This is a genomic window from Caballeronia sp. SL2Y3 (genome assembly GCF_022879575.1).
Classification (GTDB): Bacteria; Pseudomonadota; Gammaproteobacteria; order Burkholderiales; family Burkholderiaceae; genus Caballeronia.
In genome coordinates, this window is sequence record NZ_CP084261.1 from 202185 (window position 1) to 215121 (window position 12937).

Below are 12937 nucleotides of genomic sequence, written 5' to 3' on the forward strand. Positions count from 1 at the left end.
GCGCTGGACCACGATCATTTCGGACTGATGCTCGACGAGGGTCTGCTCGCGCGCACGCGCAAACGGGAACGGCGCGAGGCCGTCGCGCATGTAAAACTGACAGCCGCGCGCGCCGCGTTTTTACATGAGGCGTTTCGCCGGGCGCTTTTGGAAGAGCTTAGGGACGGCGTGTGACAGGCGCGTTGCGCGCCGCGTCGGCGTCAGCCGCCGACGAGGCTCGCGGCGATGTTCACGCACAACCCGAGCACCGCGAGGTTGAAGAAGAACGACAGAACGGACTGCGCGAGCGCCGTGCGGCGCGCGCTCGTCGAGCAGAGCACGACGTCGGCAGTCTGCGAAGCGACCGCGATGGTGAACGAGAAGTAGAGGAAATCCCAATAATCGGGTTTCAGATGCCGGTCGGGAAACTTCAGCGCCGCATCGCCCGGTGGCGAACGGTAGTAATGGCGGGCGTAGTGAAGCGTGAACATCGTGGGAATGAGGAACCAGGCGCCGAGCATCGTCGCGCCGGTCAGCAGATAGTTGGGAAACGCGCGAAAGCCGAGGCTCTTCGCCGCGGCGAGTTCGACGACGATCGCCACGAGGCTCGCGATGGCCGCGAGGCTCACGATCACGAGGACGGCTGCGGCGTTCTCGTCTTCGCGTTCGGCGAGCGCCTGCACGTTGCTCTGGCGGGCGGTGCCCATCTGCAGCCAGATCAGCGCGAGATAGAGCCAGACCGCCGAGTCCCAGCCGATCAGCGCGCGGGCGGCCGGCCGCACGTGCGCCGGAACCAAAGCCGCGATGACGAAACCAACCAGCAGGCCGATCATGGCTCGCGGACGAGTGCGCAAAACGGGCGGGAGAAGGTTCATCGCGTGGCAACGGTTCGGATGGATCGACGCCAGCGATTATTGCTGACGCGCCTTACATCGACATGAGGATGACCGATGGCTGAACGTAAGCGCGTGTCCTTCGCGATGCGTCGAGGCATGCTGGCGGGCGCGGGTGCGTCGGCTGCCCTGGCGTTCGCGCCGTCGCGTGCAGCGCCTGCTGTCGCCGAAGACTTCGACACGTTCATCGCGGTCTCGATGAAGCTGACCGGCCGCGCCGCCTTCGATCCGCTCGTCGCCGGGCGCATTCATGCGGCCCTGCTTCGCGCCGACGCGAATTTCGCCGACAACATGAAGCGGCTCGATCACTGGCTTGCGACGCACGGCGGCACGCCCAGCGATGTCGTAACCGCCGCGCTGCAGGCGACGCAGCCCGATCTCGCGAAGGCGGTCGGCAGCGTGATGCGCGCGTGGTATCTGGGCGTCGTCGGCGAAGGCGGGCAGGCGGAGGTCGTTGCGTTCGAACGCGCACTGATGTTCGATCCCGTCCGCGACATGCTCACGGTTCCCTCGTACTGCTGCGGCGCGCCCGCCGACTGGGCGAAAAAGCCGTAGCCGACATCCGACTCCCCAACCACAACGACAACGACGAACAAAGGCGAAGCGCATGGCGGGATCGACAGCGGCGGACGTGGTCATCGTCGGGTCGGGGGTGGCGGGCAGTCTCGTCGCGTACCGGCTGGCGAAGGCGGGCGCGTCGGTGATCCTGCTCGAAGCGGGGCCGCGTCTCGCGCGCTGGCAGATCGTCGAGAACTTCCGCCGCGCGCCCGAGAAGCGCGATCTGTGCGCGCCGTATCCGCTCGTTCGCCATGCGCCGCGCACTGATCCGGTGAATCCGGGCAGCTATCTCGTGAATCGCGGGGAAAAGGCGTACGAGCCGCAGTTTCTGCGGCTCGTCGGCGGCACGACGTGGCATTGGGCAGGCGCGGCATGGCGTCTGTTGCCGGCGGACTTTCGGCTGCGCACGCTGCATGGCGTCGGCCGTGACTGGCCGTTTCCCTATGAAACGCTGGAACCGTGGTACGGGCAGGCCGAACGCGAACTGGGCGTCGCGGGGCCGGACGTCGATCTCGGCTCGCCGCGCTCGACGCCGTATCCGATGCCGCCGCTGCCGCTCTCGTATCTGGATCAGCGGTTCGCGCAGGTGCTCGCAGCCCAGTCGATGCGCGCGGTGCCCGAGCCGATGGCGCGCAACAGCCGCGCCTACGACGCCCGGCCGCCGTGCTGCGGCGCGAACAATTGCATGCCGGTGTGCCCGATCGGCGCGCTCTATCACGGCGGCACGCACGCCGACAAGGCCGAGCGCGCCGGCGCGACGCTGATTGCGCAAGCGGTCGCGTATCGCATCGAAGCGAACGACAAAGGCGAGATCATCGCCATCCACTACAAAGACCCGAACGGCGCGAGCACGCGCGTGACCGGCAGGCGCTTCGTGATCGCGGCGAACGGCATCGAAACGCCGAAGTTATTGCTGATGTCGGCGTCGGCGCGCTTTCCGAAGGGCATCGCGAATGCGTCGGATCAGGTCGGACGCAACCTGATGGACCATCCGGGCGTGGCCGTGAGCTTCCTTGCGAACGAGGCGCTCTGGCCGGGGCGCGGGCCGGTGGAGATGAGTTCGGTCGTCGATTTCCGCGACGGCCCATTCCGCGCGCAGCAGGCGGCGAAGAAGCTGCATCTGTCGAATGCGTCGCCGACGCTCGTCGTCACGTCGAAACTGATCGAAGCGGGCCTGACCGGCGGCGAACTCGACCGGCAAATCCGCGAGCAGTCCGCGCGACGGCTGACGCTCGGCAGCTTTCACGAACAACTGGCGTCTCCGGACAACCGCGTGACGCTGTCCGCGCAGAAAGACGCGCTCGGCCTGCCGCGCCCGGAAATCCGCTACGCCATCGACGATTACGTGCGCCGCAGCGCCGCCGATACGCGGGCGGTCTTCGAGCGCATCGCCGGATGGTTCGGCGGCGAGCAGATCGAGCACGACGACGGTCTCGCGCCGAGCAGCCACATCATGGGCACGGCGATCATGGGCCGCGACGCGAGCGATTCCGTCGTCGATGCCGATTGCCGCGCGCACGATCACCCGAATCTCTTCGTCGCGGGAAGCGCCGTAATGCCGGCGGGCGGCTCGGTCAACTGCACGCTGACGATTGCGGCGCTCGCGCTGCGGCTCGCGGGCACCATCGAAGCGTCGCTGCGATGACGCGGCGGCGTCCGCTCGTCGTGACCGCGATGCTTGCGCTTGCGGCTGCGCTTGCCGTCGCGCTCGCGGTCGCGTTCGGCCATCTTTCGGCGCAATCGCAACACGGCGGGACCGCCGCGCCCGCGCGGGCCGAAAGCGTTACGCGCGGCGAATATCTGGTGCGCGCGGGCGGCTGCATGGCGTGCCACACGGCGGACCCGGCGCGGCCGTTCGCGGGCGGCCGCGCCATGCAAACGCGCTTCGGCACCTTCTATACGCCGAACATCACGAGCGACCGCGCGACCGGCATCGGCGCGTGGACCGACGCGCAGTTCGTCCGGGCGATGCGCGAGGGCATCGGCAGGGACGGCGAGCATCTTTATCCCGCGTTTCCGTACACGGCCTACACGCGGGTCTCCGACGCCGACGTGCTCGCCATGCGCGCCTATCTCGCGACGGTGCCGCCCGTGCGCTACACGCCGCCGCCGCACGCGCTGCGGTTTCCGTTCGGCTGGCGCTGGCTGATGGCCGCGTGGAATGCATTCAACTTCACGCCGGGCCGCTTCGTGCCGGACGCGGGCAAGCGCGCGGAGTGGAATCGCGGCGCGTATCTCGTCGAAGCGCTCGCGCATTGCGGACAGTGCCACACGCCGCGCAACGTGCTGGGCGGGTTGAAGGAGAGCGAGCGGTTGGGCGGCGCGTCGGTGGCGGGGTGGCGCGCGGGCAATCTGACGCCCGATCGGGTGGCGGGCATCGGCGCATGGCGCGACGACGAATTGCTGCGCTATCTGGCGAGCGGCGCGGCGCAGGGGCGCGCGTACGCGATCGGACCGATGGCGGAAGTCGTCGCGAACGGAACGCAGTATCTGACTGATGAGGATCGTCGGGCGATGGTGGTTTATCTTCGCTCGATGCCGGTTGTCGCTGCGCAGAGCGGCGCGCGTTCGCGATGGAGCTTCGGCGCGGCGGGGCAGGACGACATCACGACGTTGGACGCGGTGGGCGCGTTCGAGCACGACGGCGGGAGAGCGCGGGCTGCGGGGATGGAAAGCAAAAGCGACAGCGCGAGCACCGGGAAAACGGCGGGCACCGCGACGGATGCTGTCCGGGACAGCGGGAGCACCGCAAAGACGCCGACCGCCGCGGCCGAGAATGGTCGCGACAGCGCAAGCACCGCCGGAACGCCGGGCACCGCGACGGGACTTGGCCGCGACAGCGCGAGCATCGCGAAACCGCCAGCCACCTCGACCGAGATCGCCCGCGACAGCGCGAGCACTGCCCGGACGCCGACTACCGAGACCAGTTCCATCCGCGACAGTGCAAGCACCGCGAAAACGCCGGCCACCGCGAGCGAATCTGGCCGCGACAGCGCGAGCACCGCGAAAACCCGAGCCACCGCGACGGAATTTGGCCGCGCCAGCGCGAGCACCGGAGAAGCGCCAGCCACAGCGACGGAACTTGGCCGCGACAGCGCGAGCATCACGAAAACGCCGGCCACCTCGACTGAGATCGCTCTCGACGGCGCAAGCACCGCCAAAACGCCGGCCACCGCGACGGAATCTGGCGGCGACAGCGCAAGCACCGCGAAGACGCCGACCGCCTCGACGGATTCGGACCGCGCCAGCGCAGACGCCCGTAAGAGCCCGCAACACGCGACCAAAGCCGACCCCGGCGCAGCCAACGCCGCCCATCCCCAAGGCGCCCGGCTGTATGCCGCCGCCTGTGCAAGTTGCCACGGCGTCTCGGGCGAAGGCGCGGGCGGCGCATTCCCGTCGCTCGTCCACGACGCTGTGACTGCCGCGTTCGGCTCGATGGACACGAGCAACCTCGTCCTCGTGATTCTGCACGGTGTGAACCGCGAGACCCGCGCTGCCCCGGCGCTCATGCCGGCGTTCGGCGCGTCCTTGTCCGACGAGGACGTCGCGGCGCTCGCCAACTATGTGACGCACCAGTTCGGCGACCCTCGCGCGACGACGCAGGCCGAAGATGTCGCGCGGCTGCGCTCGATCGCGCAATAATAGGGCTCGCTCGATTCGCTTCCTGTCGAGAGTCGAAACGAGCATCGAACCAGCACGCAAAACGCCGTCCGCCGACGCTGCGAAATCCGCAGCGAAAGCGACCCACCACGCACACGTTCCATTTTCCCAGCGCTAAGATCGACGCATGAATGATCCGACCTATTCCGCCGTCTGCAGGCATCCGGCCAACGATGTCGGCCGCGACTTCGTCGTGGGCGATCTGCACGGCTGCGTCGATGCGCTGCGCTATCTTCTGAGCGAGATCGGCTTCGACGGCTCGCGCGACCGGCTTTTTTCGGTCGGCGATCTGGTCGACCGCGGCACGGATTCGCTCGCGGCCGTCGAGCTCATCGACAAACCGTGGTTTTATCCGGTGCTCGGCAATCACGAGGATTCGCTGGTCGCGGTGGCGGCGGGCCAGATGCGCCGTCAGTCGTGGTACGCCATCGGCGGCGCGTGGGCCGAGACGCTTCCCGACGACCACCTCGCCGCGCTCGCCGCCAAGCTCTCGACGCTGCCGCTCGTGCGCGTCGTGGGCGAAGGCGCGCGGCGCTTCAACGTGCTGCACGCGGAATTCTTCGGCAGCGACGCCGATCTGGATGCCGCCGAGTTCTCCGACGACACGCGCAGCCAAATGCTCTGGGGCCGCAGCCTTGCGCTGGGCAACGCGGACCCGTCGCGCCAGCGCGGGCTTTCGCCGACCTATTGCGGCCACACGCCGATGCGCGCGGTGCGGCAAATCGGCTCGCAGATTTATATCGACACAGGCGCGTTCGCGGCGGAAGGACGGCTCACCATCGTGGAAGTCGGCAGCGACGAGATCTGGTCGGTCAAGGAACGCTGGGCGGCGTCGGAAGGGGCGCGCGAACTCGCGTTGCCTTGAGCGTTGCGCTCGGAAAGTAGCGCGCGGCACGGCCGTTGCTCGCAGTCTCGCCACGAACGAAAAGCAACGAGTCGAGGCACGCAGTGGCGAGAATCGGACGCAACGCTGGACAAAACACCGCACGCAGCGGCGGCAACGGGGTTTCGGAACAACCGCGTGGCGCGCAGAACGTTCTTGCGCAGTCGCTCGCGGAAGAGCTTCCGCCCGGCCTGCGTTACGTGGACGATTCCCGGCGCGGCTACACGCGCGAATGGATCGACGGCGCGTTCGTCTACTTCAATACGCAGGGCAAGCGGATCGAGGACGAAGCCGAGATCCGGCGCATCAACGCGCTTGCGATTCCACCGGCTTACGTCAATGTCTGGATCTGCCCGGACTCGCGCGGCCATTTGCAGGCGACGGGACGCGACGCGCGCGGCCGCAAGCAGTATCGCTATCACCCGCAATGGCGCGAAACGCGCGACGCCAACAAGTACGAACGCATGCTCGCGTTCGGCGCCGTGCTGCCGAAGCTGCGCGCCCGAGTGTCGCGCGATCTCGAGCTCGACGGCATGCCGCGCGACAAGGTGCTCGCCACGGTCGTCCGCTTGCTCGATACGACGCTCATTCGCATCGGCAGCGAGGAATATGCGCGCGAAAACCGCTCTTACGGACTGACGACGCTGAGAAAGCGCCATTTGAAGGTGTCGTCGGGGACGCTGCGCTTCAAGTTTCGCGGCAAGAGCGGCATCGAGCACGACGTGGCCGTGAGCGATGCGCGCGTCGCCCGGATCGTCAAGCGCTGCATGGATCTGCCGGGGCAGGACCTGTTTCAGTATCTGGATGCCGACGGCGAGCGGCACGCAGTCAGTTCATCCGACATCAACGATTATCTGCGCGAGATCACCGGCGCGGATTTCACCGCGAAGGATTACCGCACGTGGGCGGGCAGCGTGTTCGCGCTGGCGGCGCTGCGCAAGCTGCAATGGGAGACGGTGACGGAAGCGCGCAAGCATGTGGTCGGCACGATCAAGGAAGTGTCGCAACTGCTGCGCAATACGCCGGCGGTGTGCCGCAAGTGCTACGTGCATCCGGCCGTGATCGAGGCGTTCGAGGCGGGCGAACTCGCCGAGGCGCTGCCGGCGTCGCGGCGGCACGGGCTCAAGACGGATGAGGCCGCGCTCGTCATCTTTCTGGAGAAGGATGCGAAGCGCCGCGCACGCGAGGCGGCCCGTGCGAATCGCAAGGGCGCAGCGGCGAGCGACGCGCGGCTCACCGGGCTGCTCGCGGAATCGAGCAAGAAGGCGCGCGCAGGGGCGCTGAAGGGCAGCGCAAAGGGCGCGGCGGCGCAGGCGCTTCAGACGGTGGCGCGCAAGACGTCGCCGAAAGCCGCGCGGCCCGCCGCGAAAAAGCTGTCGCGCACGCGCAGTTCGACGGCCGTCGCGATCAACTAGCCCGAAGCTAGCCGACCTGATTCAGTTCGAACACGCAATCGATTGCGTGACCGTTCCAGTTGTATTCGAGATACGCGGCGTGATGACAGTCGCGCAAGAGCGTCGTGCGCAGCGCGGCGAGACATTCGCCTTGCGGATCGCGCACCGACGGATAACCGATGCCCGGCGCGCCCGCCGCCCGCACCGCCCGGCCGAGCGCCATGCCGGGCGCGTAGTCGTCCGGCGCGAGAATCCGCGGATCCAGCCCCGCTTGCGCTATGCGATCGCCCCGTACATCCACGACTTCGCCGCGCGCCGTCACGCGGTAGAGCCGCATCTGCTGACGCAGCGGCGCTTCCTTCGTCGCGGCGAGAAAGAGGCCGGCGTGATAGCGCGTCTCGGCAATCGCGGTCTGCCGGTCGCGGGCGCAATAGAACACGCCGTAGCTGCCGTCCGAAAACCGGCTGCCGTTTGGGTTCAGATGCGTGAAGGCGGCCATGATCGGGCCGCAACCGGGCCCGAAACAACGTTCTTCGGGTGGCACGAGATCGAGCTCGCCGACTTCGGTGCGCAGGCGGTCGTTGGTCATGGCTTCGAGCGCGTACAGCGCGTCGAAATCTTGCGGCGATGCCACCCGGTCGAAGAGATTCACGGCGGGAAAGCGAGTCGGAATCACGCGAAACGCCGGCGACCAGTCCAGTTCGGCGTGCGGCCAACGGTCCCGCCAGTTCGATACATCGTGAGTGCCCGTCACGCCCAGCCGCCCCGCATTGCGTCGAGATATTGCCGGACGGCGACGAGATCGCTGACGTTGCCCGCGAGCATACGTTCCAGGGCGGGCCGGCCGCCGAACGCGGGCGCGGTGTTCGGGCGTTTGACCCAGGTATCGGCGGCTTGCGGATCGGGCAAAAGGATTTGCAGCGCCTTGTAGATGCCGAGAATCAGCGACAGGCGTTCGAGCGTGTCGCGCCCGACGCGCGCGGCTTGCGGCGCGTTCTTCCACTTGAAGAAGGTCGACCGCCCGGGTTTGCCGAGCAGGACGATTTGCTCGTCGGCGGAAAGGGACCACGCTTCCGCGATCTTGAAAAAGGCGCGCAGGCCGGCAGCGGACAGGTCGCCGAGATCCGGCGCGGGACGCGGCGCCGGATGGCCGGCCGCCGACGATGCGGCGCGTGCGGCATGGGGCATGTCGTTAAGTCTCCAAAGGAACCTTTAACGCATGTTAGTCCACATATGGATTTATACAAGATAAATCTAGCTTCGGCGCGCCGTTCGTGCGGTCAATCGTCGTCGTCGGCGGGACCGTAGCAGCGGCCCGGTGTATGCGATTGAAGCGCATCCGCGATATCGGACGGCGTGCAATCCGCCCGCAGCACGCGCCGCTGCACGCGCGGATCGCTCTTGAGCGTCCATTCGACGGTCCGATACGGCTCGCCCCAAGGCGGCTCGATGGGCGCGGACAAGCGGCAGCGGCTCAACTGGAGCGCCGTGTGGCGGCGCATGGCGCGGGCGAGATTGGCGAAAGGGCGCGCGGCGGTGTTGGCGGACATGGCACATTCCTCACGTGGATGCCCGGCTGTCGGCGGCCGGGCGTGATCGCGCATCGAGTGTGTGCGCCGAGAATTAAGCCCGGCTTAATCGCTATCCGCTGGCTGCGATATGCGGCAAAACGTCGCTTGCCGTGCGGTCTGCGCTGCGTCGCTGCGACGGTCAATAGCCGCTTCGGCATTTTCGCCACGGCGCGTATCGACAGTTTGCCGGCCCGCTGCATTACTGTATATTCGTACAGCTTGTCTGGAACAAGGAGCTTGCCGATGATCTCTCGCAACGATTCGCTCGAAGCTGCCGCGCTCGAACGCTTCATGCGCGCAAGCCGCGCCGTGGACGCCGCCTTCGACGCCACGCGAGGCGAGCCGCAGTTCGAAGAGGGCACGCAATCCGTCGCGCATTCGCTCGAACGCCTGGACGCCGCGCTACGCGAACTGGAAACGTCCGAACGCACGCTCGACGCAATTCTGTCGCGCAGCGCGCGTCAGGGTCACTGAGTTGCAACCGATACTGAACCGATGGAGCGAAACGAATTGAAACTCGCATTCCTGACGATGGCTTTCGTGCTCGGAACGTCGCCGGTCATGGCGGCGCAGCGGTACACGGAAGTCTGGAACCCGCCGGAAGCGAAGTCGCAATCGGCTAAGAGCAAGGCGAAGACGCACGCCGCATCCCGGACGGCCGCGAAGAAGAAGGCCCGAAGCGTGGCGGCGGTCAAGCAGATCGCCGACAAAGCCGCCATCCAGTCACCGACGGTCGTACCGCGCGCGAAGGCGGCGTCGCCCCGGCAGACGGAGCCTGTCATTCCCCGGAAAATCGAGCCGAACGGCCAGGTCATGCAGGTCTGAAACGCATTACGCACTGCATCGAACGAAGAAGGGCGCTCCGTCGAGCGCCCTTCTTTTTTCCAGCGAGGCGGCGGACGCTTGCGGCGCCCGCCCGATGTCATAGGCGGCCCATCAACAACAGAACGATCACGACGATCAACACGACGCCGAGAATTCCGCTGGGTCCGTAGCCCCAGCTTCGGCTGTGCGGCCAGGACGGAATGGCGCCGATCAACAGCAAAATCAGGATGATGAGCAGGATGGTTCCGATCGTCATTTGACTTCTCCTTATAAAAGACCGCGCGACCATCCGGCTCGACGTGGACCTCCCAACCCGCTACACGTCTTAGCGCAGCGGCACTTAAGCCGCTGGCCGTCCGGCGTTGCGATCGACAAGGAGCGAAAAGCAAGGCCCGTGCCGTGCGGGCCGCGGGCTCGGCAGCAAGGCGGCGCACGCGTCGGCAAGGCTGCGTGCGGCGATGCCCATTGTCAAAATGAAAGACGAGGTATCGGCGCGCGCAAAATTTTCAATGCTGGAGCGCGCGCCCGGCCATGCGTCAGAACAGCCCTCGGAACGCCCAGAAGAGCGCGCCGGCTAGCGCGATCGAAACCGGCAGCGTGAGCAGCCACGCGAGCGCCAGGCTGCGGACGGTTCGCCATTGCAGACCGGAGCCGTTGGCGGCCATCGTGCCCGCAACGCCGGAGGACAGCACATGCGTCGTGCTGACGGGCAGGCCGTAGACGTCGGCGGCGCCGATGGTCAGCATCGCGACGAGTTCCGCCGACGCGCCTTGCCCATAAGTCAGATGTGTCTTGCCGATGCGTTCGCCCACCGTCACGACGATGCGCTTCCAGCCGACCATCGTCCCGAGCCCGAGCGCCACGGCGACCGCCACTTTCACCCACGTCGGAATGAACTTCGTCGCGTGATCGAGCTGATGCTTGTAGTTGTCGAGCACGGCGACGTCGGCAGGCGCGAACGCGGGCGACTTCTGCTTCTCCATCACGCGCAGGGCTTCGGACGCGATGTACATCTCGTTTCGCACGTTGCGGACGTTGCCTTGCGGCACGGAGGCGATCGTCTCGCTCGGGCGGATCTGCGATTCGATCGAGCCGATCAGCGCCTTCAGCGAGGCGATGGTGTCGGGCGCGAGCTTCTTCGTTTGCACGAACTTCTCGACCTGCGCGCGCGCGTCCGGCGCCGCGGACGCGCCGCCGCTGTATCGCTGGAGCGTTTCCGTCGCGCTGTGGCTCACCGCAAGGAACGTCTGCGTCTCGGCAGGGGTGACTGCCTTGTTGAGCGCGTAGGCCGTCGGCACCGTGCCGATCAGGATCAGCATGATGAGGCCCATGCCTTTCTGGCCGTCGTTGGAGCCGTGCGCGAACGACACGCCGGTACACGTCAGGATCAGCAGGCAGCGAATCCAGAAAGGCGGCGGCGTGTTCTTTTTCGGCTCCTGGTAAAGCTCCGGCACGCGCACGACGAGCTTCAGCACGTAAAGCAGAAAGCCTGCGAGCACGAAACCGACGAGCGGCGAAAACAGCAGCGACTTACCGACCGACACTGCCTGGCTCCAGTCGACGCCCGACGTGCCGTTGCTTCCGTGCAGCATCTGATTCATGAGGCCGACGCCGATGACCGAGCCGATCAGCGTATGCGAACTCGACGACGGCAGGCCGAGCGCCCACGTGCCGAGATTCCAGATGATCGCCGCGATCAGCAGCGCGAAGACCATCGCGAAGCCCTGCGAACTGCCGACGCCGATGATCAGTTCGACCGGCAGCAACTGAAGGATGCCGAACGCGACTGCGCCGCTCGAAATCAGCACGCCGATGAAGTTCCACGCGCCGGACCACACGACGGCCAGGTTGGGCGTCAGCGAGTGCGTGTAGATGACGGTCGCGACGGCGTTGGCCGTATCGTGGAAGCCGTTCACGAACTCGAAGCCGAGCGCGATCACGAGCGCGACGCCGAGCAGAAGGTAGGGAAACACCGACGACTCGCGCACCGGCGCGAGATCTTCGAACAGGTGCAGGATGCAATACACGACGCCCGCTCCGATGGCGAGCAGAAACAGCAGGAACGCGAAGCGTTGCCCTGGCGTGCGGCCTTGCGTTTGGGGAAAGACAACCTGGTTCATGGCGCGTCCTTGAGGCGAGGAACTCCGGCAACGGTGAAGCGTTAGGCCGGCGAAGGAAAAAGGTCATGTTTCATGGGGCATGTGTCCGTTTCGTGACTCTCGGAACAATTCATATTTCCTCTGATGTGTCGCATCGCGAACGTTTATGAGCCACCCGCTCGCGCGGCAAGGGCGTCGATATAATTCGGCGGCACGATTCGCGCATTCCCTCACTCGAGAGGCGACCGATGACCAAGGAAACACCGCCCTCCGTCCCCGAACCGCTCGAGTTCGGCGGCTCGGTGTGGATAAAAAGCGGTGGCGAAACGCTCGGCGGCGCGGGGCGCATCGCGCTGCTGGCAGCGATTCGCGACACCGGATCGATCACCTCGGCCGCAAAACGCGTCGGCATGAGCTACAAGGCGGCGTGGGACGCGGTCGATACGATGAACAATCTCGCGGGCGAGCCGCTCGTGGCCAGCGCGACCGGCGGCCGGGGCGGCGGCGGAACGAGACTGACTGCGTCGGCGCTGCGGTTGGTCGACACCTATCGCGCGGTGGAACGCGAGCATCGCAAGTTTCTTGAACACGTGAGCGAGGCCATCGAAGGCTTCGACCGCGATTGGCGGCTTATGGGGAGATTGGGGATGAGAACGAGTGCGCGGAACCAGCTGGCCGGCAAGATCACGAAAATTACGCGCGGGGCGGTGAACGACGAAGTGGAACTCGGCTTGCCGGGCGGTCAGACCATCGTCGCGGTCGTCACGCATGAGAGCACGGAGGCGCTAGGCTTGCAGCAGGGCAGCGACGCGTTCGCGCTCATCAAGGCGTCGTGGGTCATGGTGATGGAAGACGCGCCCGCGAAGCTGTCGGCGCGCAATCAGTTGCGCGGGACCGTTGCCAGCGTGACGCGCGGCGCGGTCAACGCCGAAGTGACGCTCTCGCTCGACGAGTCGACGACCGTCACCGCGATCATCACGAATCAGAGCGCGGAGGCGCTCGGGCTGGCGGAGGGACAGAAGGCTGTCGCCGTCGTCAAGGCGTCGAGCGTGATCATCGGCGTGAACGACTGACG

General features: G+C 66.6%; 15 protein-coding genes. 9 read left to right on the forward strand and 6 right to left on the reverse strand.

Annotation, left to right across the window (positions count from 1 at the left end; translation table 11 throughout):
- Positions 1-27: 27 nt before the first annotated feature.
- Entirely contained in the window at positions 28-174 is a 147-nt protein-coding gene (locus LDZ26_RS14235) for a hypothetical protein (protein ID WP_244849815.1), read from the forward strand.
- 26 nt (positions 175-200) lie between these two features.
- Here the strand turns inward: LDZ26_RS14235 and LDZ26_RS14240 are convergent, their stop codons facing one another.
- Positions 201-854, reverse strand: a complete 654-nt coding sequence (locus LDZ26_RS14240; RefSeq protein WP_244849816.1) for a DUF1345 domain-containing protein — start codon at positions 852-854, stop codon at positions 201-203.
- 75 nt (positions 855-929) lie between these two features.
- On the opposite strand from LDZ26_RS14240, the gene LDZ26_RS14245 reads away from it, so the two are divergent.
- From LDZ26_RS14245 to LDZ26_RS14265, 5 genes are all read left to right on the forward strand, one after another.
- Positions 930-1427, forward strand: coding sequence for a sorbitol dehydrogenase family protein (locus LDZ26_RS14245; protein WP_244849817.1), 498 nt, complete (start codon positions 930-932; stop codon positions 1425-1427).
- Positions 1428-1479: 52 nt separating this feature from the next.
- Positions 1480-3075 carry a GMC family oxidoreductase gene (locus tag LDZ26_RS14250; RefSeq protein WP_244849818.1) on the forward strand — a complete coding sequence of 532 codons (1596 nt, stop codon included), beginning with the start codon at positions 1480-1482 and terminating at the stop codon, positions 3073-3075.
- Positions 3072-5072, forward strand: a complete 2001-nt coding sequence (locus LDZ26_RS14255; protein ID WP_244849819.1) for a c-type cytochrome — start codon at positions 3072-3074, stop codon at positions 5070-5072. Before LDZ26_RS14250 ends, LDZ26_RS14255 begins: the two co-directional genes overlap by 4 nt.
- 145 nt (positions 5073-5217) lie before the next feature.
- Positions 5218-5955, forward strand: coding sequence for a metallophosphoesterase (locus tag LDZ26_RS14260; RefSeq protein ID WP_244849820.1), 738 nt, complete (start codon positions 5218-5220; stop codon positions 5953-5955).
- A gap of 92 nt (positions 5956-6047) precedes the next feature.
- On the forward strand, positions 6048-7388 hold the full coding sequence (locus LDZ26_RS14265) for a DNA topoisomerase IB (RefSeq protein WP_370650731.1): 1341 nt from the start codon (positions 6048-6050) through the stop codon (positions 7386-7388).
- Between the two features lie 7 nt (positions 7389-7395).
- On the opposite strand, the gene LDZ26_RS14270 is transcribed toward LDZ26_RS14265, so the two are convergent.
- From LDZ26_RS14270 to LDZ26_RS14280, 3 genes are all read right to left on the reverse strand, one after another.
- Positions 7396-8121, reverse strand: coding sequence for an RES family NAD+ phosphorylase (locus tag LDZ26_RS14270; protein ID WP_244849822.1), 726 nt, complete (start codon positions 8119-8121; stop codon positions 7396-7398).
- Entirely contained in the window at positions 8118-8555 is a 438-nt protein-coding gene (locus tag LDZ26_RS14275; RefSeq protein WP_206469176.1) for an MbcA/ParS/Xre antitoxin family protein, read from the reverse strand. The genes LDZ26_RS14270 and LDZ26_RS14275 overlap by 4 nt, the downstream gene beginning before the upstream one ends.
- A gap of 92 nt (positions 8556-8647) precedes the next feature.
- Positions 8648-8917, reverse strand: coding sequence for a DUF2866 domain-containing protein (locus LDZ26_RS14280; protein ID WP_244849823.1), 270 nt, complete (start codon positions 8915-8917; stop codon positions 8648-8650).
- 264 nt (positions 8918-9181) lie between these two features.
- Between LDZ26_RS14280 and LDZ26_RS14285 the strand changes: the two genes are divergently transcribed.
- Complete coding sequence (locus LDZ26_RS14285) at positions 9182-9412, forward strand: hypothetical protein (RefSeq protein ID WP_244849824.1); 231 nt, start codon at positions 9182-9184, stop codon at positions 9410-9412.
- Positions 9413-9448: 36 nt separating this feature from the next.
- The gene (locus tag LDZ26_RS14290) at positions 9449-9763 is read left to right on the forward strand and encodes a hypothetical protein (protein WP_244849825.1); all 315 of its coding nucleotides are present in this window, start codon (positions 9449-9451) and stop codon (positions 9761-9763) included.
- A gap of 97 nt (positions 9764-9860) precedes the next feature.
- Here LDZ26_RS14290 and LDZ26_RS14295 read toward each other — a convergent pair whose 3' ends face one another.
- The gene (locus LDZ26_RS14295) at positions 9861-10019 is read right to left on the reverse strand and encodes a DUF3309 family protein (protein WP_244849826.1); all 159 of its coding nucleotides are present in this window, start codon (positions 10017-10019) and stop codon (positions 9861-9863) included.
- A 280-nt stretch (positions 10020-10299) separates the two neighbouring features.
- Positions 10300-11883, reverse strand: a complete 1584-nt coding sequence (locus LDZ26_RS14300; RefSeq protein ID WP_244849827.1) for an inorganic phosphate transporter — start codon at positions 11881-11883, stop codon at positions 10300-10302.
- Between the two features lie 227 nt (positions 11884-12110).
- Between LDZ26_RS14300 and LDZ26_RS14305 the strand changes: the two genes are divergently transcribed.
- Positions 12111-12935: a TOBE domain-containing protein gene (locus LDZ26_RS14305; RefSeq protein WP_244849828.1), complete on the forward strand. Its 825-nt coding sequence runs from the start codon at positions 12111-12113 to the stop codon at positions 12933-12935.
- The last annotated feature ends 2 nt before the right edge of the window (positions 12936-12937 follow it).

What these genes read in the sequence shown, in the direction of transcription:
- LDZ26_RS14260 (WP_244849820.1), top strand. Translation starts at nt 5,218, where the DNA reads ATGAATGATCCGACCTATTCCGCCGTCTGCAGGCATCCGGCCAACGAT.
- LDZ26_RS14245 (WP_244849817.1), top strand. Translation starts at nt 930, where the DNA reads ATGGCTGAACGTAAGCGCGTGTCCTTCGCGATGCGTCGAGGCATGCTG.
- LDZ26_RS14305 (WP_244849828.1), top strand. Translation starts at nt 12,111, where the DNA reads ATGACCAAGGAAACACCGCCCTCCGTCCCCGAACCGCTCGAGTTCGGC.
- LDZ26_RS14300 (WP_244849827.1), bottom strand. Translation starts at nt 11,883, where the DNA reads ATGAACCAGGTTGTCTTTCCCCAAACGCAAGGCCGCACGCCAGGGCAA.
- LDZ26_RS14250 (WP_244849818.1), top strand. Translation starts at nt 1,480, where the DNA reads ATGGCGGGATCGACAGCGGCGGACGTGGTCATCGTCGGGTCGGGGGTG.
- LDZ26_RS14280 (WP_244849823.1), bottom strand. Translation starts at nt 8,917, where the DNA reads ATGTCCGCCAACACCGCCGCGCGCCCTTTCGCCAATCTCGCCCGCGCC.
- LDZ26_RS14285 (WP_244849824.1), top strand. Translation starts at nt 9,182, where the DNA reads ATGATCTCTCGCAACGATTCGCTCGAAGCTGCCGCGCTCGAACGCTTC.
- LDZ26_RS14240 (WP_244849816.1), bottom strand. Translation starts at nt 854, where the DNA reads ATGAACCTTCTCCCGCCCGTTTTGCGCACTCGTCCGCGAGCCATGATC.
- LDZ26_RS14295 (WP_244849826.1), bottom strand. Translation starts at nt 10,019, where the DNA reads ATGACGATCGGAACCATCCTGCTCATCATCCTGATTTTGCTGTTGATC.
- LDZ26_RS14255 (WP_244849819.1), top strand. Translation starts at nt 3,072, where the DNA reads ATGACGCGGCGGCGTCCGCTCGTCGTGACCGCGATGCTTGCGCTTGCG.
- LDZ26_RS14235 (WP_244849815.1), top strand. Translation starts at nt 28, where the DNA reads ATGCTCGACGAGGGTCTGCTCGCGCGCACGCGCAAACGGGAACGGCGC.
- LDZ26_RS14275 (WP_206469176.1), bottom strand. Translation starts at nt 8,555, where the DNA reads ATGCCCCATGCCGCACGCGCCGCATCGTCGGCGGCCGGCCATCCGGCG.